This is a genomic window from Enterobacteriaceae endosymbiont of Plateumaris pusilla (assembly GCF_012562765.1).
GTDB lineage: Bacteria > Pseudomonadota > Gammaproteobacteria > Enterobacterales > Enterobacteriaceae.
This window is the reverse complement of record NZ_CP046226.1, coordinates 363,942-383,319: the sequence shown is the minus strand read 5'-3', so window position 1 is coordinate 383,319 and position 19,378 is coordinate 363,942. Positions and strand designations below refer to the sequence as shown.

23 protein-coding genes and 1 other RNA gene are annotated in these 19,378 nt (G+C 21.3%); 15 read left to right on the top strand and 9 right to left on the bottom strand.

Annotation, left to right across the window (positions count from 1 at the left end; genetic code table 11):
- Nucleotides 1-32: 32 nt before the first annotated feature.
- The 8 genes from aroB to rpsF all read right to left on the bottom strand — a co-directional run bounded on the left by aroB (nt 33) and on the right by rpsF (nt 7,283).
- On the bottom strand, nt 33-1,130 hold the full coding sequence (gene aroB / locus GJT83_RS01835; protein WP_425482447.1) for a 3-dehydroquinate synthase: 1,098 nt from the start codon (nt 1,128-1,130) through the stop codon (nt 33-35).
- A 32-nt stretch (nt 1,131-1,162) separates the two neighbouring features.
- Nucleotides 1,163-1,687: a shikimate kinase AroK gene (gene aroK, locus GJT83_RS01830; protein ID WP_168892743.1), complete on the bottom strand. Its 525-nt coding sequence runs from the start codon at nt 1,685-1,687 to the stop codon at nt 1,163-1,165.
- Nucleotides 1,688-2,713: 1,026 nt separating this feature from the next.
- Entirely contained in the window at nt 2,714-4,609 is a 1,896-nt protein-coding gene (gene htpG / locus GJT83_RS01825) for a molecular chaperone HtpG (RefSeq protein WP_168892742.1), read from the bottom strand.
- Nucleotides 4,610-4,794: 185 nt separating this feature from the next.
- Complete coding sequence (gene dnaX, locus GJT83_RS01820) at nt 4,795-5,898, bottom strand: DNA polymerase III subunit gamma/tau (RefSeq protein WP_168892741.1); 1,104 nt, start codon at nt 5,896-5,898, stop codon at nt 4,795-4,797.
- A 40-nt stretch (nt 5,899-5,938) separates the two neighbouring features.
- Nucleotides 5,939-6,035: signal recognition particle sRNA small type (gene ffs / locus GJT83_RS01815), an RNA gene on the bottom strand.
- Between the two features lie 55 nt (nt 6,036-6,090).
- Nucleotides 6,091-6,543, bottom strand: coding sequence for a 50S ribosomal protein L9 (rplI, locus tag GJT83_RS01810; RefSeq protein WP_168892740.1), 453 nt, complete (start codon nt 6,541-6,543; stop codon nt 6,091-6,093).
- Between the two features lie 68 nt (nt 6,544-6,611).
- Nucleotides 6,612-6,839: a 30S ribosomal protein S18 gene (gene rpsR / locus GJT83_RS01805; RefSeq protein ID WP_168867678.1), complete on the bottom strand. Its 228-nt coding sequence runs from the start codon at nt 6,837-6,839 to the stop codon at nt 6,612-6,614.
- A gap of 75 nt (nt 6,840-6,914) precedes the next feature.
- Nucleotides 6,915-7,283, bottom strand: coding sequence for a 30S ribosomal protein S6 (gene rpsF, locus GJT83_RS01800; protein ID WP_168892739.1), 369 nt, complete (start codon nt 7,281-7,283; stop codon nt 6,915-6,917).
- A gap of 131 nt (nt 7,284-7,414) precedes the next feature.
- Between rpsF and ung the strand changes: the two genes are divergently transcribed.
- Nucleotides 7,415-8,092: a uracil-DNA glycosylase gene (gene ung / locus GJT83_RS01795; protein ID WP_168892738.1), complete on the top strand. Its 678-nt coding sequence runs from the start codon at nt 7,415-7,417 to the stop codon at nt 8,090-8,092.
- 12 nt (nt 8,093-8,104) lie between these two features.
- On the opposite strand, the gene GJT83_RS01790 is transcribed toward ung, so the two are convergent.
- Nucleotides 8,105-8,626, bottom strand: a complete 522-nt coding sequence (locus GJT83_RS01790) for a phospholipase D-like domain-containing protein (RefSeq protein ID WP_168892737.1) — start codon at nt 8,624-8,626, stop codon at nt 8,105-8,107.
- Nucleotides 8,627-8,735: 109 nt separating this feature from the next.
- Here GJT83_RS01790 and asd point away from each other — a divergent pair, with 109 nt between their 5' ends.
- From asd to rplJ, 14 genes are all read left to right on the top strand, one after another.
- A complete protein-coding gene (gene asd, locus GJT83_RS01785; RefSeq protein WP_168892736.1) occupies nt 8,736-9,842 on the top strand; it encodes an aspartate-semialdehyde dehydrogenase in 1,107 nt (368 codons plus the stop codon).
- A 136-nt stretch (nt 9,843-9,978) separates the two neighbouring features.
- Nucleotides 9,979-10,818, top strand: a complete 840-nt coding sequence (fkpA, locus tag GJT83_RS01780; protein ID WP_168892735.1) for an FKBP-type peptidyl-prolyl cis-trans isomerase — start codon at nt 9,979-9,981, stop codon at nt 10,816-10,818.
- 53 nt (nt 10,819-10,871) lie between these two features.
- Entirely contained in the window at nt 10,872-11,261 is a 390-nt protein-coding gene (gene tusD / locus GJT83_RS01775; RefSeq protein ID WP_168892734.1) for a sulfurtransferase complex subunit TusD, read from the top strand.
- On the top strand, nt 11,261-11,629 hold the full coding sequence (tusC, locus tag GJT83_RS01770) for a sulfurtransferase complex subunit TusC (protein WP_168892733.1): 369 nt from the start codon (nt 11,261-11,263) through the stop codon (nt 11,627-11,629). Before tusD ends, tusC begins: the two co-directional genes overlap by 1 nt.
- Nucleotides 11,630-11,654: 25 nt before the next feature.
- On the top strand, nt 11,655-11,954 hold the full coding sequence (gene tusB / locus GJT83_RS01765; protein ID WP_168892732.1) for a sulfurtransferase complex subunit TusB: 300 nt from the start codon (nt 11,655-11,657) through the stop codon (nt 11,952-11,954).
- Nucleotides 11,955-12,037: 83 nt separating this feature from the next.
- The gene (rpsL, locus tag GJT83_RS01760; RefSeq protein ID WP_168892731.1) at nt 12,038-12,409 is read left to right on the top strand and encodes a 30S ribosomal protein S12; all 372 of its coding nucleotides are present in this window, start codon (nt 12,038-12,040) and stop codon (nt 12,407-12,409) included.
- Nucleotides 12,410-12,431: 22 nt separating this feature from the next.
- On the top strand, nt 12,432-12,902 hold the full coding sequence (rpsG, locus tag GJT83_RS01755) for a 30S ribosomal protein S7 (protein WP_168892870.1): 471 nt from the start codon (nt 12,432-12,434) through the stop codon (nt 12,900-12,902).
- Between the two features lie 170 nt (nt 12,903-13,072).
- Nucleotides 13,073-15,190, top strand: a complete 2,118-nt coding sequence (fusA, locus tag GJT83_RS01750) for an elongation factor G (protein WP_168892730.1) — start codon at nt 13,073-13,075, stop codon at nt 15,188-15,190.
- 69 nt (nt 15,191-15,259) lie between these two features.
- Nucleotides 15,260-16,444 (top strand): elongation factor Tu, encoded by a 1,185-nt coding sequence (tuf, locus tag GJT83_RS01745; protein ID WP_168892729.1) that lies wholly within the window; start codon nt 15,260-15,262, stop codon nt 16,442-16,444.
- 162 nt (nt 16,445-16,606) lie between these two features.
- On the top strand, nt 16,607-16,990 hold the full coding sequence (gene secE / locus GJT83_RS01740; protein WP_168892728.1) for a preprotein translocase subunit SecE: 384 nt from the start codon (nt 16,607-16,609) through the stop codon (nt 16,988-16,990).
- Nucleotides 16,991-17,536, top strand: coding sequence for a transcription termination/antitermination protein NusG (nusG, locus tag GJT83_RS01735; RefSeq protein ID WP_168892727.1), 546 nt, complete (start codon nt 16,991-16,993; stop codon nt 17,534-17,536).
- 56 nt (nt 17,537-17,592) lie between these two features.
- Nucleotides 17,593-18,021 (top strand): 50S ribosomal protein L11, encoded by a 429-nt coding sequence (rplK, locus tag GJT83_RS01730; RefSeq protein ID WP_168892726.1) that lies wholly within the window; start codon nt 17,593-17,595, stop codon nt 18,019-18,021.
- A 6-nt stretch (nt 18,022-18,027) separates the two neighbouring features.
- Nucleotides 18,028-18,723 (top strand): 50S ribosomal protein L1, encoded by a 696-nt coding sequence (gene rplA, locus GJT83_RS01725; protein WP_168892725.1) that lies wholly within the window; start codon nt 18,028-18,030, stop codon nt 18,721-18,723.
- 154 nt (nt 18,724-18,877) lie between these two features.
- Nucleotides 18,878-19,378, top strand: coding sequence for a 50S ribosomal protein L10 (gene rplJ / locus GJT83_RS01720; protein WP_168892724.1), 501 nt, complete (start codon nt 18,878-18,880; stop codon nt 19,376-19,378).

The window sequence follows — 19,378 nt, the reverse complement described above, 5'->3', positions numbered from 1 at the left end:
AATAATGATAATTATATATAAAAAATTAAATTTTATTTCATTAAATTTCTTGATTGTATAATTGAATCAGATATAATATTTTCAGTAATATTATTATTTATAATAACTTTACCTATTTTTACAGGAATAATTAAATGAATTTTATTATTATGAACTTTTTTATCTAAAAACATATATTTTAAATATTTTTTTGTATTCATAAATTTAGGGCTTCGAATTGGTAAATTACATCTTTTTAATAAATTTACTATTCTGATAGTATCACTATTTTTAAATAAATTCAATTTTTCTGATGTTATACATGACATAATTATACCAACTGATATTGCTTCTCCATGTAGCCATTTACCATTATAATTTGTTTCTGATTCAATTGCATGACCATAAGTATGTCCTAAATTTAATAAAACTCTTGTATTTTTTTCATTTTCATCTTCACAAATAATTTTTGATTTAAATTTACAACATTTATAAATACAATAATTTATTGATTTTGGATCTAAATTAAATAATTTGTCAAGATTTTCTTCTAACCAATTAAAAAAAATATTATCACAAATAATACTATATTTAATAACCTCTGCCATTCCTGAAGAAAATTCTCTTTTAGATAATGTATCTAAATAATTTAAATTTATAATAACAGAAGTAGGTTGATAAAAACTACCTATCATATTTTTACCTAAATGATGATTAACAGCAGTTTTACCACCTATAGAAGCATCTACTTGAGATAATAAAGTAGTAGGAATTTGTATTAATTTTACGCCTCTTTGATAACTAGATGCTGCAAAACCAGTCATATCACCAATTACACCACCTCCTAAAGCAATTAATGTAGTATCTCTACTATGAAATTTTTTTAATAAAGATGAATAAATAATGTTCATGGTTATTAATGTCTTATATTTTTCACCATCTGGTAAAATAATATAATCTAATTTAATTCCAATATGTTTTAAAATATCAGATAATTTTTGAAAATAAAGAGTAAATATTTTTTGATTAGTAACTATCATTGCTTGATCACCATATTTAAAACTACTAAATAAGTATGATGTATTAAACAAATCAAAACCTATAATTATAGGATAATCATGTTTTTTTGTTTTTACTAAAATAGTATTTATCATACTAATTCCTTAAAATATTTATATGAATATTAATTCTTTTCTAATAGATTAATAAGTTGATTAGCAACAATTTTAGCATTTTGTTTATCTGTTTTAATAATAATATCAGCTATTTCTTTATATAAATGATTTCTTTCTTTAGCTAAATTTTGTAAAATTTCTATAACTGGTTTATCTTTATTTTTTAATAAAGGACGTTTTTTATCTCTTTGAGTACGAATTAATTGTTTTTCTATAGTAGTTTTTAAATAAACAACTATTCCTCTAGATGATAAATATTTTCGTGTTTCTTTAGAAATTATAGATCCACCTCCAGTAGCTAAAATAATTCCTTTTTTTATTGTAATTTCATTAATAATTTTTTTTTCACGTTTTCTAAATCCTTCTTCTCCTTCTACATCAAAAACCCAATTTATATCAGCACCAGTACGACGTTCAATTTCTTCGTCAGAATCAAAAAATTCCATATTTAATTTATTTGCTAATTGACGTCCAATTGTACTTTTACCTGCTCCCATAGGACCTATTAAGAATATATTTCTTTTTTCTGCCATTTTCTCAGTATTACTAATTTAAATTGTTGTCAATAAAAATTTTTATTTTATTATATATAATTAATATAATTTTAATATTATTTTTATAATTTTTTTAATATTCAATCTAATTAAATATTATAATATAAAACTATAATCATAAAATTTATTTATTTCAATAGTAAATAATTTATTTCAATTTTTATAAAAAATATTATATTTTATCATTTTAAATACAAAAATTATTATTTTTATAATAAAAAAATTTTGTATAAGTTTTTAAAAAAATATTTATTAAAATAATATTTTATTTATGTATATTAAATCATATTAATAATTTTTTATTATTTTCATAAAATTTAATAGTTAATTTTAATCATTTATTTTTTATATTGTTCTTATATCAAGTAAATTATTTATAATTTTATTTATATTGAAATTTATATTAAATATATATTTTTTATAAAAATAAATAATTTAAATATTAAATATAAAAATATATTTTTTTATATTTAAAATAAACTTTATCCAAAAAAATTATTAAAGATATAAGTAATATAATTATATTAGGATATATATTACAATAATTCTATTACTAATAACTTAATAACTAACACATAATTTTTTTCTTAAGTTAGAAAATATTATAAAAAAAATCAAAAAAATATTATTTGCTATTAAAATAAATAAATTTTTTATAAAGAATAAATTCTTTAATTTTATTTAAAAAAACGTATTTATAATAATATTATTACGATGTACTTAAAGTAATTAAAAAATATTTTAATAAAAAATTAAATAACTTAATATTAAGTAAAATAGTTACTTTAATAGGTTTAAATAAAAATTTATTATTATATAATCTTATAATATCTATGAAAAATGAAAAAAGATATAATTTTTAAAAAAATAAAATAATAAAATAATAAACATAGAGATTTAAAATTTTTAAAAATAAAAAATTTTTTTACTAAATTTTTAAAATAAATATAAAATCTTTATAGATAAGATCTAAATAAAACTTAGATCTTATCTATAAAAAAATTTTTATATCTTTTCATTAGATAAAAAATAATTAATTCTATTTATAAATGTATTAGGATTATCTAATGTTCCTTTTTCTGCTAAAATAGCTTCTTCTAATAATAAATTAATAAATTCTGAAAAATATTTTTCATCTTTTATATTCATTGCTTTTTTAATTAAAATATGATTTGGATTTAATTCAAAATTATATTTTATTTCTGGAGTTTGTTGTCCTGCTGCAGCAAATAATTTAGCCATTTGTGTACTCATTTCATTAGTATCTGTGGTAACAATAGCAGGAATATTAACTAAACGATTTGTACAATATACTTTTTTAATTTTATTACCTAATAAATTTTCAATTTTTTTTACAAAATCATCTAATTTTTTTATATTTTTAGTATTATCTATATCATCTTCTTTTTTAATAAAATCATTTAATGAATCATCTTTTTTACTAATTAATTGAAGTGGTTTTCCTTTAAAATCAGTTATATAACTCATCATCCATTCATCAATATGATCAGTTAATAAAAGAACTTCAATATTTTTGTTAGAAAAAAATTCTAAATGTGGACTACTTTTAGCCGAAAGATAATTATCTGCTGTTAAAAAATATATTTTTTTTTGTCCTTTAATCATTCTATTTATATATGATTCTAATGATATATTTTGTATAGAATTATTATTATAAGTTGAAGAAAAACGTAATAAATTAATAATTTTATCTTTATTATTTAAATCTTCTGCAGGGCCTTCTTTTAATATTAATCCAAATTTTTGCCATAAATCATTATATAAATCTTCTTTTTTAGAAAGATTAGTTAACATGTTTAGTACTTTTTTAGTTAACATATTTTTCATATTGTGAATAATATTATTATCTTGTAAAATTTCTCTTGAAATATTTAAAGGTAAATCGTTAGAATCTACTAATCCTTTAATAAATCTTAAATACTTAGGTAAAAGTTGTTCAGCATCATCCATAATAAATACTCTTTGTACATATAATTTAATTCCACTTTTATAATCACGGTTTCTTACATCCCATGGAACATTAGAAGGAATATATAATAAACTAGTGTATTCTTGTTTTCCTTCAACATGATTATGACTCCATGTCATAGGATCATTTGTATCATGAGTTAATTGTTTATAAAATTCTTTATACTCAGAATCACTAATTTCTGATTTATTACGTAACCATATTGCTTGAGCTTTATTAATTTGTTCCCAATTATATTGCTTAGTTTTTTCATTATATGTTTGAATTTCTATTGGTAAAGATATATGATCTGAATATTTATTAATAATATTTTTAATGCGCCATACATCAAGAAATTCATTATTATTATCACGTATATGTAAAGTAACTTCAGTACCTCGAAGTTTTTTATAAATATCTGTAATAGTATAATTATTTTCTCCAGTAGATTCCCAGAAAACTCCTTTATCAGGTGATATTCCTGCTGCTCTAGTTTTTACTGAAACTTTATTTGCAACTATAAAAGAAGAATAAAATCCAACACCAAATTGTCCTATAAATTGATTAGTTTGTTTATTATTTTCTAATTTTTTAGAAGATAAATTTAAAGATTCTATAAAAGATTTTGTTCCTGACTTAGCAATTGTACCTAAATTTTCAATTACTTCGTCACGAGTCATACCAATACCATTATCATTAATAATAATTAATTTTTCTTTTTTATCTATAGAAATTTGTACTTTTAATTCATTATTATTTTCATATAAATTAATATTAGATAACGCTTTAAATCTTAATTTATCTGCTGCATCAGAAGCATTTGATATTAATTCACGTAGAAAAATTTCTTTATTAGAATAAAGAGAATTTATCATTAAATGTAAAAGTTGTTTAACTTCAGATTCAAAATTACGAGTTTCCTGTACTTTCATTATAGTATTTTCCTTATAAATAAAAATTAATTTATATTATTAATATATTATATTTGTTTTACATAAAACTAAATAATTTTATACTAAATGGTTTTTTACTATATATTAAATTAATAATAAATTTTTTAAAAATATAAGCACTACTAATTATTTTTTATATATTTTAATTTAAATTTTTAATTTATTTAATTAAAATAAAATATTAATTTTAGTATAATAACTTCAAATCCAATTCTATAATTAGGATTAAAATTTAAATTTTTTCTACCGGAAATAAATGTTTTATACATAAATTTTATTTCTTCTAAAGAAAATTTTTTTAAAATAATATTTAAATATTTTTTGTTATTTTCATGAAAATTATTAAATTCATATTTATGATCAATATTATTTATAAAATTAATCATTTTAATTTTTAATAATTCATGCAATAAAAATAATATTTCTATAATAATATTATCCCAATTGATATTAAAAGATGCAATTTGATCAATAATTTCTAATGAAGAATTAATATTTTTATTTTTTAAACTTATAATTAATATAAATAAATATTTTTTCTCAATTAATCCTAACATTAAATAACAATTTTGAATTGTTAGTTCTCCCATAGAAATTAATTGATCTGTTAAACTTAAAGCATCTCGCATACTTCCATTAGCAGCATTTGATAATATGTGTAATATTTTTTCATCATAATTTAATTTTTCTATATATAAAATATTTTTTAATTTTTGAGATATTTCTTTATTTGTTATTAACTTAAGATGAAATTGTAAACATCGTGAAGTAATGGTAATTGGTATTTTTTGTAATTCTGTAGTTGCAAATATAAATTTTACATGATTAGGAGGTTCTTCTAATATTTTTAATAAAGCATTAAAACTATGTTTTGATAACATATGAAATTCATCAAAAATATATATTTTATAACGACCTTTTATAGGTTTATATTGAATATTATCTATTATATCTCTAATTTCTTCTACTTTTGTTTTAGATGCAGAATCTAATTCTATTAAATCTAAGAAAGAATTATGTTTAATATCTTTACAATTTTCACATAATCCACATGGATTATCTGTAATACCCTTTAAGCAACTTAAACCCATAGAAAATATTCTAGCTATAGTTGTTTTTCCCACACCTCTACTACCAGAAAATATCCATGCAGGATGAATTTTTTTTGTAGATAAACTATATTGAATAGCTTTAACTATATGATTTTGTCCTATGACATCACAAAATTTTTGAGGACGCCATTTTCTTGCTAATACATAATTATTCATTTAATTAAAACTTAAATACTTTATTTAGAAATTAATTTGAATAACGTAACTATTTTTTACACATGTTATTTTTATTACGGCTGCTTCTTTCCAGACCTGACCGAGTTCATAAAAATAATATTGTTTAATAGTTACGTTATTATGTAAGAATATTTTAAAATAAAAATAATATTTAGTCAATATAAGTTATTTTTAAAAATTAATAATTTGAATATTTTTTTTTATTATTATTTTTTCATGAAATTTAAAATATACTTCATGATTACCTAATATTTTTAATGCTCCTTTTGGTAAAATTATTTCTTTTTTTAAAATATCATATCCCATATTTTTAATTTCTTTGAAAATATTATTTCTTCCAATAGAGCCAAATAATTTTCCCTCTTTACTAGATCTAGATTTAATTATAATTTTATCTATTATTTTTATAAAATTTTTTGATCTTGATGTTGCTTTATTAAAAATGTTTAATAATTCTAATTTTAATTTAGTAATTTGTTTTTTTAATAAATTAATATTTTCTTTAGTAGCTGGAATACCTTTATTTTTTGGTATCAAAAAATTTCTTGCATATCCAGATTTAACATTAACAATTTCAGATTTTTTTCCTAATCCTATAATTTGATCTAATAAAATTACTTGCATAATATACCTCAATATATAATAAATAATATTAACTTTAATAAGTTACATAATAATTATTAAACATTTAATTATTTATGATGATCAGTATAAGGTATTAGTGATAAATATCTTGCCAATTTTATTGCTCTAGTTAATTGTCGTTGATATCTAGCTTTAGTACCAGTTATTCTACTAGGAACAATTTTACCACTTTCAGTAATAAAATTTTTTAATAAATTAATATCTTTATAATCAATTTCTTTAATACCTTCAGATGTAAAACGACAAAATTTACGACGACGAAAATAACGTATCATTTTAATTACTCCTAATACAAAAATATTACTAAATTAAATAATTAAATTAATAATTTTTAAAAATAAAAAAATAAATCATATAGTTTTTATAATATCGTTACCTTTTTGTTCTGTATAACGTTCATCTTTTAATTTCAAAATAGGTGATATACATTTAATTTCTTTTTTAGTTTTAATTACTATATATCTTATGATAGATTCATTAAGACGAAAATTTTTTTCTAAAATAGAAATATAATTATTACTAATAGTTATATTTATTAAAATATAATGTGCTTTATGTAATTTATTAATAGGATATGATAATTGTCTTCTTCCCCAATTTTCTAATCTAGAAATAATTCCTTTATTTTCATGAATAATATCTTTATAATATTTTATTATATTATCAATTTTATCGTTTTCATCTGGATGTATAATTAGTATTATTTCATAATATTTCATATTGTGCTCCTTATGGATAAATAGTTTTTAAATTTTTTTTTTAAAAACAAGGAACTAAATTTATTTAAAAATGATATAATAATTATATAATATAATATATAATTATAAATAATTTTATTAACTTTATATTAATGAAAAAAGATATTAATTGGAACTATTTTTTAAATAAAGAAAAACAAAAATTATATTTTATAAATTTAATAAATAAAATTAATGCTGATATTCTTTCTGGTATAACTATTTATCCAGATAAAAAAAATATATTTTATGTTTTTAAAGTTACTAATTTTAAAAATTTAAAAGTAGTAATATTAGGTCAAGATCCTTATTATGAAAAAAATCAAGCTAATGGTTTAGCATTTTCTGTAATGCCTAATATTAAAATTCCTGCATCATTAAAAAATATTTATAAAGCATTAAAGTTTGATATTCCAAATTTTAAAATTCCAAATCACGGATATTTATTAGATTGGGCTAAACAAGGTATTATGTTATTAAATACAGTATTAACAGTTAAAGAAGGATTAGCTAATTCCCATAGTAATATTGGATGGGAGAAATTTACAAATAATATAATTAAGATTATTAGTAATAATTATAAAAATATAGTATTTTTACTATGGGGAAAAAATGCAAAAAAAAAAATTGATTTTATTAATAAAAAAAAACATTACATTTTAACTACATCACATCCTTCACCTTTTTCTGTAAATAAAGGTTTTTTATTTTGTAAACATTTTTCTAAAACAAATAAATATCTTATTTATCATAAATATGATCCTATAAATTGGAATTTAAATTTTATATAAATTAATTATTATTTAACTTATTTTAATTGTACTTTCTTTCCATAATTTTAAAAATTGTTTGTTGTATATGTCAGCTATTTTTTTAGAATCATAAATTATAATTATATTTTCTGCATTACGTTTTATTGCGTTAGATGAATAATTTAAAGAACCTGTTTCAACTGTAGATTTATCTATAATAATAAATTTATTATGCATAATAACATAATTATTATTCATTCTAATATGAATATTATTAGTTTTATTTGTTAAATAATTTATTGCAGTATAACGATTAATATTATTTTTAGCATCAACAATTATATAAATTTTAATTCCTTTATTACTTGCTTTTAATAATGCTAATGCTAAATTTTTATTAGTAAATGTATAGGCAGCTATTAATATTTCATTTTTAGCATTATTAATAAGATTAATTATTAATGGTAATGTTTTTTTATTTGGAGTAAATAGTACATCAATATGAGTTGCATTAACTAAATTAATTTTAAAAAAAATAAAAATTAATAAAACTATAATTTTTTTTATGTTCATTTTATAGTAATTTTATAATAATCTAAATTAAATAATTATTTATAAATAAATATTTAATATCATTATATATAAATAATGTCAATTAGTAAAATTATAAGGTTCACTAGCAATGAAAAATGTAGGATTTATTGGTTGGAGAGGTATTGTTGGATCAGTTTTATTAGAAAGAATGATAAAAAAAAAAGATTTTGATTATATCAATACAATATTTTTTACTACATCCCAATTTGGACAATTAATTCCTTTTAATATTCAAAATAAATGTAAAATTTTACAAAATGCTTATGATATTGAAATATTATCATCTTTAGATATAATTATTACATGTCAAGGTAGTCAATATACAAATAAAATATATTCTAAATTACGTTTAATTGGTTGGAATGGTTTTTGGATAGATGCTTCATCTTATTTAAGAACTTCTATAAATTCTGTAATTATATTAGATCCTATAAATTTAAATCTTATTAAAAAAAAAATAGATATTGGAATAAAAACTTTTGTAGGAGGTAATTGTACTGTTAGTTTAATGTTAATGGCATTAGGAGGATTATTTCAAGATAATTTAATTGAATGGCTATCTGTTTCAACATATCAAGCTGCATCAGGTGCAGGATCAAATTTTATGAGGGAACTTTTATTACAAATGAAATTTATATCTGAAATACCAAATTTTACAAAAAATTATACAAATATTTTAGATATCGATAAAAAAATTTCTAAAAATATTAAAAAGAATAACTTTCCACAAAAATATTTTTCTGTTCCATTAGCTGGAAGTTTAATTCCATGGATAGATAAAAAAGTTAATGATGGACAAACAAAAGAAGAATGGAAAGGTCAATTTGAAACTAATAAAATTTTAAATACAAAAAATATTATTCCTATAGATGGTATTTGTGTACGAATAGGAACTCTAAGATCACATAGTCAATCTTTTACTATAAAACTTAAACAACAATTATCATTAGATAATATACAAAATATTATAAAATCTCATAATAAATGGGTTAAAGTTATACCTAATGATATGAATAATACTATAAATAATTTAACTCCAGTAGCAGTAAGTGGTAAATTAGATATTCCTATTGGAAGGATAAAAAAATTGAATATAGATAAAAATTGTTTTTCAGCATTTTCTGTAGGTGATCAATTACTTTGGGGTGCAGCTGAACCATTAAGAAGAATGTTAAAATTATTACTTGATTATTAATTTTTTTAAATAATTAATTTTTATTAATAAAATTTATTATACAAAAAATATTTTTTTATATTCACTAAAATTTAAAAATAGTTTATAATTTTATACAGAATTAATTTTTAAAATTTTTAATATTGTTGGAGAAAAAATGAAATTTTTTACTAAAAAAATATCAATATTTTTAATTATATTTATTTTAGCTATAAGTTTAAATTTACCTGTTGAAGCATCAGTATATAAAAATATTAAATTGAAAAATAATAATAAAAAAGAAACAATAAATAAATCAATTAATCCATTTAATATTAAAAAAAAAGGTTATTTTCATAATAAAAAAGAACAACATTCTTATGCAATGGGAATTATAATAGGAAAATATTTACAACATTCTTTTCAAGAACAACGAAAAGTTAATATTTTATTAAATAAAAAATTTGTTATTCAAGGAATAATTGATTGTATAAATAATAGTGTTCGAATAACTGAAAGAGAATTGATTTTAATTCTTAAAGATTTTGAGTTAGAAGTAAAAAATTCTGCTAATAATAAAATGAAAGAAGAAGCAAGAAAAAATAGTATTATAGGAAAAAAATATATTGCAAAATTTTTAAAAGAAAAAAATACAAAAAAAAGTAAAACAGGATTAGTATACCAAATACAAAAAATAGGATATGGAAAAAGAAAATTAAAAAGTAATAGTAATGATATTGTAGTTGTTCATTATAAAGGAACATTAGTTGATGGAACTATGTTTGATAGTTCATATTCTAGAAAAAATCCATTATCCATTCATTTTCAAGAAATGATTGCTGGATGGAAAGAAGCACTACAATATATTACAAAAGGTGGAAAAATTAAAATTATTGTACCTCCTAGTTTAGGATATGGACATAATTTAATTCCAGGAATTCCTGTAAATTCTACTTTAATATTTGAAATTGAATTATTAGATATTAAAGATTCTTTCATTAAAAATAAAAGTAAATAACATTAAACTAGCTATTAACTTAATTAATTTTTATTGGTATTATTTAAAATAATATGATCTTTTCATTATTAGTAATGGGTTCACCTTATGGTACTCAAAATTCATATTCAGCATATTTTTTTACAAATGCAGTAATTAAAGAAAATCATTGTATAAAAAATATTTTTTTTTATCGTGATGGTGTATTTAATGCTAATAAATATATTAAATTAGATGATTATAAATTAAATTTAATTAATTCTTGGAAATATTTAAGTGATAAATATAATATAAATTTATATTTTTGTATTTCTTCTGCAAGAAAAAGAGGAATTATTATGGATAATAAAAGTATTTTAAAAAATCAATTAAGTAATGATTTAATAAAAAATAAATTCAAAATAGCAAGTTTAAGTATATTAGCTAAATCTATATTAACTTGTGATCGTTTAATACAATTTTAATGAATAAAATAGCTTTTATTTTTTCTCAAGCTCCATATGGTAATAATTCTGGTCAAGAAGGATTAGATACTATAATTTCTATATCCTCATTTCATGAGGATATAGCATTATTTTTTATAGGAGATGGTATTTTTCAAATAATAGCTAAACAAAAACCAGAAAAAATATTGTTTCCTAATTATAGTATTAGTTTTAGTATTTTAAATATTTGTAATATAAATGATTATTTTATTTGTTCTGATTCTTTAAAAAGATTAGGTTTAAAAAATTTTGATAAAAAAAAATATTGGACAGTACCTATAAAAATTATTGATTCTTTATTTTGGAAAAAAAAACTTAATAATTATGATAAAATTTTACATTTTTAAATGGTAATTTATAAAAATTAAATTTATGTTATATACTTTATTTAATTCACCATCATCTTGTAATTTTTCTTTACTTTTAAAGTATATAAGTGAAAATGATGATTTAATTTTAATTCAGGATGGTGTTTTAGCTGGTTTAAAAAATAGTTTTTCAATGAAAAAAATAATAAAAGTTAAAAATAAGATTCCATTTCATATTTTTGGTATAAAAAATGATATAGAGTCAAGAGGATTATTAAATATAATATCTAAGAAAATAATACAAATAGAATATAAAGATTTTGTATCTTTAACAATAAAAAATAAACAACAAATATTTTGGTAATTATAATTTTTGATGTAATTATATAAATATAATTTATATAAAAATTATTTAAACTATAATAATTTTATTTAGGAAGTAAAATAATGGCAACAGTAAATCAATTGGTTCGAAAACAACGAATTCGTAAAATTATTAAAGGTAATGTTCCTGCTTTAAGTTCATGCCCTCAAAAAAGAGGTGTTTGTATTAAAGTATACACAACAACACCTAAAAAACCAAATTCAGCATTAAGAAAAGTTTGTAGAGTTCGTTTAACTAATGGATTTGAAGTTACTTCTTATATACCAGGAGAAGGACATAATTTACAAGAACATTCTGTAGTATTAATTAGAGGAGGTAGAGTAAAAGATTTACCAGGTGTTAGATATCATACAATTAGAGGAGCATTGGATTGTTCCGGTGTAAAAGAAAGAAAAAAAGGACGCTCTAAATATGGTGTAAAAAAATCTAAATAATATTAATATGGAGTATTATATTATGTCTCGTAGACGTATAATTAGTCAACGTAAAATATTACCAGATCCTAAATTTGAATCAAATTTACTTGCTAAATTTATTAATATATTAATGGTTAATGGAAAAAAATCTATAGCAGAATCTATTGTTTATTCAGCTTTAAAATCAATAGCTAAAAATGTTGGTAAAAATGAATTAGATACTTTTTTAGATGCATTAGAAAATGTAAAACCTATGGTAGAAGTAAAATCTCGTCGAGTAGGAGGATCAACTTATCAAGTTCCAGTAGAAGTTAGACCTACACGAAGAAACACATTAGCAATGCGTTGGTTAGTAGATGCTGCAAGAAAAAGAAATGATAAATCCATGTCATTAAGATTAGCTCATGAGATATCTGATGCTATAGAAAATAAAGGTAATGCAGTCAAAAAAAAAGAAGAAGTACATCGTATGGCTGAAGCTAATAAAGCTTTTGCTCATTATCGTTGGTAATAAATCTCAATATATTACTTAATATATAAGTATTAAATTATTGAAATAATAAATTCATCAATAAAATATGTTGTAGCTAATAAATATATCAATATTATGTAATATTCATTATTATTAATGAATTTAATAATATATTTAAATTTTCAATATTTATATAATAGAGGAATCAAATGAGTCGTATAACTCCTATATCACGTTACCGTAATATTGGTATTAGTGCACATATTGATGCAGGTAAAACTACTACTACTGAAAGGATTCTTTTTTATACTGGAGTTAATCATAAAATAGGTGAAGTACATGATGGTGCCGCTACTATGGATTGGATGGAACAAGAACAAGAAAGAGGAATTACTATTACATCTGCGGCTACTACAGCTTTCTGGTCAGGAATGGCTAACCAATATAAATCACATAGAATTAATATTATTGATACACCTGGACATGTTGATTTTACAATTGAAGTAGAAAGATCTATGAGAATTTTAGATGGAGTAGTAATGATTTATTGCGCTGTTGGAGGTGTTCAACCACAATCAGAAACAGTATGGAGACAAGCAAATAAATATAAAGTTCCAAGAATAGCATTTATAAATAAAATGGATCGAATGGGTGCCAATTTTTTAAAAGTTGTTAACCAAATTCAAAAAAATTTATTTACAGAAGCTGTTCCAATACAATTACCTATTGGATCAGAAGATAAATTTATTGGTGTTATAGATTTAATTAAAATGAAAGCAATAAGTTGGAATGATCAAGATCAAGGTATAACTTTTAATTATGATAATATACCTATAAATATGATAAAAGAATCAAAATTTTGGAATCAAAAATTAATTGAATCAGCTGTAGAATCAGATGAAAAATTAATGGATAAATATTTAAATGGAATAAATCTTACTGAAGAAGAAATAAAATTATCTTTAAGAAAAAGAGTATTAAATAATGAAATTACTTTAATAACTTGTGGCTCTGCTTTTAAAAATAAAGGAGTACAAGCAATGTTAGATGCAGTAATTGAATTTTTACCAGCACCAACTGATATACCTCCTATAGAAGGAATTATAGATAATAAACAAAAAATATTATCTATTCGTCAATCAAATGATGATGAACCTTTTTCTGCATTAGCTTTTAAAATAGCAAATGATCCATTTGTTGGTAACTTAACATTTTTTAGAGTATATTCTGGTACAGTAAGTAGTGGTGATTTAATTTTTAATTCTATTAAAATGCAAAAAGAACGAATTGGAAGAATTGTACAAATGCACGCTAATAAACGTGAAGAAATTAAAAAAGTTCATGCTGGCGATATTGCTGCTGCAATTGGTTTAAAAGATGTTACTACAGGAGATACATTATGTTCACCTGAAAAAAGTATTATTCTTGAAAAAATGGAATTTCCAGAACCTGTAATTTCTATTGCAATAGAACCTAAAACTAAAGTTGATCAAGAAAAAATGGGATTAGCATTAAATAGATTAACAAAGGAAGATCCATCATTACGTACTTGGACTGACGAAGAAAGTAATCAAACTATAATTGCTGGTATGGGTGAACTTCATTTAGAAATTATAGTTGATAGGATGAAAAGAGAATTTAATGTATCTGCTAATGTTGGTAAACCTCAAGTATCTTATCGTGAAACTATAAAAAAAGATGCATTAAACATAGAAGGTAAGCATATTAAACAAACTGGTGGAAGAGGACAATATGGTCATGTTGTTATAGATATATCTCCAATAAAAATTGATAAAAAAAATAACATAGGATACTTATTTACTAACGATATAAAAGGTGGTGTAATACCTAGTGAATATATTTCTTCTATAGATAAAAGTATTCAAGAACAATTAAAATCAGGACCAATGGCTGGATATCCAGTTGTAAATATAGCAGTTAGATTGCATTATGGATCATATCATGATGTAGATTCCTCAGAATTAGCATTTAAATTAGCTGCTTCAATTGCATTTAAAAATGCATTTAAAAAAGCTAATCCAGTATTATTAGAACCTATTATGAAAGTAGAAGTAGAAACTCCTGAAGAATATATGGGAGATGTAATAGGAGACTTAAATCGTAGAAGAGGAATTATAGAAGGAATAGATAATATTCCAACTGGTAAATTAATACGTGCTTGTGTACCATTATCTGAAATGTTTGGTTATGCTACTGATTTACGTTCTTATACTCAAGGAAGATCATCTTATTCTATGGAATTTTTAAAATATACAGAAGCACCTAATAATATTTCACAAATTATTATTGATTCTAGGTGTAACTAATAATAGCTAAGTAATTAAATAATTTTTATTTTTTATTTCATAAAAAAATAATATAGAAGGAATTATTCTATGTCTAAAGAAAAATTTAAACGTTCTAAACCACATATTAATGTAGGTACTATAGGACATGTTGATCATGGTAAAACAACTTTAACAGCAGCTATTACAACTGTGTTATCTAAAAAATATGGTGGTTCAGCTAAAGCTTTCGATCAAATAGATAATGCTCCAGAAGAAAAAGAAAGAGGTATTACTATTAATACTTCTCATGTAGAATATGATACAAAATATCGTCATTATGCACATGTTGACTGTCCTGGACATGCAGATTATGTAAAAAATATGATTACTGGAGCAGCTCAGATGGATGGAGCTATATTAGTAGTTGCAGCTACAGATGGTCCTATGCCTCAAACAAGAGAACATATTTTATTAGCAAGACAAGTAGGAGTACCTTATATTGTTGTTTTTCTTAATAAATGTGACTTAGTTGATGATGAAGAATTACTAGAATTAGTAGAAATGGAAATACGTGATTTATTAACTCAATATGATTTTCCAGGAGAAAAAACTCCAATAATTCATGGTTCTGCTCTTAAAGCATTAGAAGGAGATATAATTTGGGAAAAGAAAATTATTGAATTATCAAATTGTTTAGATAATTATATACCTGAACCTAAAAGAGCTATTGAACAACCTTTTTTATTACCAATTGAAGATGTTTTTTCTATTTCTGGAAGAGGTACAGTTGTAACTGGAAGGGTAGAAAGAGGAATAATTAAAGTAGGAGAAGAAGTAGAAATTGTTGGTATTAGAGATACCGTAAAATCTACTTGTACAGGAGTTGAAATGTTTCGTAAATTATTAGATGAAGGTCGTGCTGGAGAAAATGTAGGAATTTTACTAAGAGGAATTAAAAGAGAAGAAATTGAAAGAGGTCAAGTTTTAGCTAAACCAGGATCTATAAAACCTCATACTCAATTTGAATCAGAAGTATATGTTTTATCCAAAGATGAAGGTGGAAGACATACTGCTTTTTTTAAAGGTTATCGTCCTCAGTTTTATTTTAGAACTACTGATGTAACTGGAACTATAGAATTATCAGAAGAAATTGAGATGGTAATGCCAGGTGATAATATTAAAATGACTGTCACTTTAATAAATCCTATTGCTATGACTGATGGTTTAAGATTTGCTATTCGTGAAGGAGGAAGAACTGTTGGTGCAGGAGTTGTTACTAAAATATTAAAATAATAATAAAAATAAAAGAAGATGATAGGGTATTAAAATACTAATCCCTTTGATTCTTTTTTTAATAATTTAAAATAACAAAAATTATCTAATTATAAATAATTTTTTATAAAATATAATTTTAAATATGTTATTGAACTAAATTTATTTTTTATTGGTTAAAATATGATTAATAATTTAAGATTTAAAGGGAGTAAACACATTTTAAATTTTTTAAAATGGACTATTAGTCTATTTTTATTTATTTCAATTATAGTATATGATTATTTATATCAAAATGTAGAATTTCCTATTAGAATAATAATTATTTGCCCTATATTAATTTTAATAATTTTTATTATATTATCTACTGATAAAGGAAAAAAAATATTTTTATTTATTCGTGAATCACGTATAGAAACACGCAAAGTAATTTGGCCAACTTATAAGGAAACTTTACACATAACTTCAATTGTTATAATAATTACTTTAATTATATCAATAATTATTTGGGGACTTGATAACATTTTAATTTATTTAATATCTTTTTTAACTAATATGAGATTATAAATGACAAAATCTATAAAAAAAAGATGGTATGTAATTCAAGCTCGATCTGGATTTGAAAATCGTGTAGCAAAATCTCTAAAAGAACATATTAATATTAATAATATGGATGATCTTTTTGGAGAAATTTTAATACCTACTGAAGAAGTCGTAGAAATTCGTAGTGGACAACGTTATAAAAGTGAACGTAAATTTTTTCCTGGTTATATTTTAATTAATATGATTATGAAAGATATTAGTTGGCATTTAGTTCGTAGTGTTCCTAGAGTATTAGGTTTTGTAGGAGGTACTTCTGATAATCCATCACCTATTAGTAATAAAGAAATAGATATAATAAAAAGTCGTCTTCAACAAATTGGAGATAAACCAAGACCAAAAATATTATTTGAAGCTGGGGAAATGATTCGTGTAAATGATGGTCCTTTTTCTGATTTTAATGGTGTTGTTGAAGAAGTTGATTACGAAAAAAGTCGTTTGAAAGTATCAGTATCAATTTTTGGTAGAGCAACACCTGTTGATCTAGATTTTAATCAAGTAGAAAAAGGATAATTTATTTATATTAATTTTCTATTTTTTAATTAAATTATTAATTAAAAGGAAAAATTATGGCAAAAAAAATTAAAACTTATGTTAAATTACAAGTTTCAGCAGGTATTGCTAATCCTAGTCCACCTATTGGACCTGCATTAGGACAACATGGAGTTAATATAATGGATTTTTGTAAAAAATTTAACGTTCAAACTAGTAATTTAGAAAAAGGTATGCCTATTCCTGTTATAATTACTATTTATTCAGATCGTTCTTTTTCATTTATTACTAAAACACCTCCTGCATCATTTTTAATAAAAAAAGCGATAGGAATTAAATCTGGTTCTAGTAAACCAAAATTAGAAAAAATAGGTAAAATAACTCATGATCAAATTCGTCAGATAGCAAAATTAAAATCTGTAGATATGACAGGAATAAATATTGAAGCAATGATGCTTTCTATAGAAGGAACAGCTCTTTCTATGGGTTTAGTGATAGAGGATTAAAATATAATGGTTAAACAAACAAAACGTATGACTAATATGTATAGTAAAATTAATCAAAATAAAAAATTTTCTATTGATGAAGCTATTAATAAATTAAAAAAACTTAGTACAGTTCATTTTATTGAAAGTATTGATATTGCAGTTCAATTAGGAATAGATTCAAGAAAATCAGAACAAAACATTAGAAATAATATTATTTTACCTCATGGAACAGGAAAAAATATAAAAATTGCTGTATTTGCTTATGGAATTAAAGCAATAGAAGCTAAAGAAGCAGGTGCAGATTTAGTTGGTATGGAAGATTTAGCAATAAAAATTAAAAATGGTGAAAAAAAAATTAATGTAGTAATAACTATTCCCGAAGCAATGGATTTAGTTAGAAAATTAGCTCCTATTTTAGGTCCACGTGGGATAATGCCTAATCCTAAATTAGGAACTATTACTAAAAATATAAAAGAAACCATAACAAAAATTAAAAACGGACAAATTACTTTTCGTAATGATAAAAATGGTATTATTCATACTAATGTAGGAAAAATTAATTTTGATAATTATAAAATAAAAGAAAATATAGAATATATAATAAATGTTCTAAAAAAATATAAACCAGCACAAGTAAAAGGAAATTTTATCAAAAAAATATATATTTCATCAACAATGGGAATATCTATTGATATAACAACGTCTTTAATAAATATTTAATTTTTTTACTTTACGAATGGTTTTTTTTATATTAAAATAACTGTTTTTAATTAAATATATTATAAACTTTTTTTATACAATTATTTTATATTTAAAATATCAATTCTAATAATTTAATTCTTTTATATTAAAAACTCAGGAGTGCAATAATCTAATGCCATTAAATATTAAAGAAAAAAAAATGATTGTTGCAAAATTAAGTAAAATAAATCAAAAAGCTTTATCTGTCGTTATTGCTGATGCTTGTGGTATAAGTGTTAATAATATTACTCAATTAAGAAAAAACAGTCGTGAAAATCATATTTTTATAGGAGTTGTTAGAAATAAATTATTAAAATTAATTATAAAAAATAGTAATTTTGAATGTTTACAAAATCAATTAAATGGACCAATATTAATTGGATATTCACTTAAACATCCTGGAGCAGCAGCACGTTTATTTAAAGAATTTTCTAAAAATAATACTAACTTTAAAATTAAAGTTGCTTCTTATAATGGTAAATTAATTGATGCTAAAGATATCGATAAATTAGCTACATTACCTACGTATAAAGAAGCTTTATCTCTTATGTTAGCTATAATTAAAGAAGCTGCTATAGTAAAATTTATCAAAATATTAGCAATTATTAAAAATATAAAAAAAAATAATTTATAA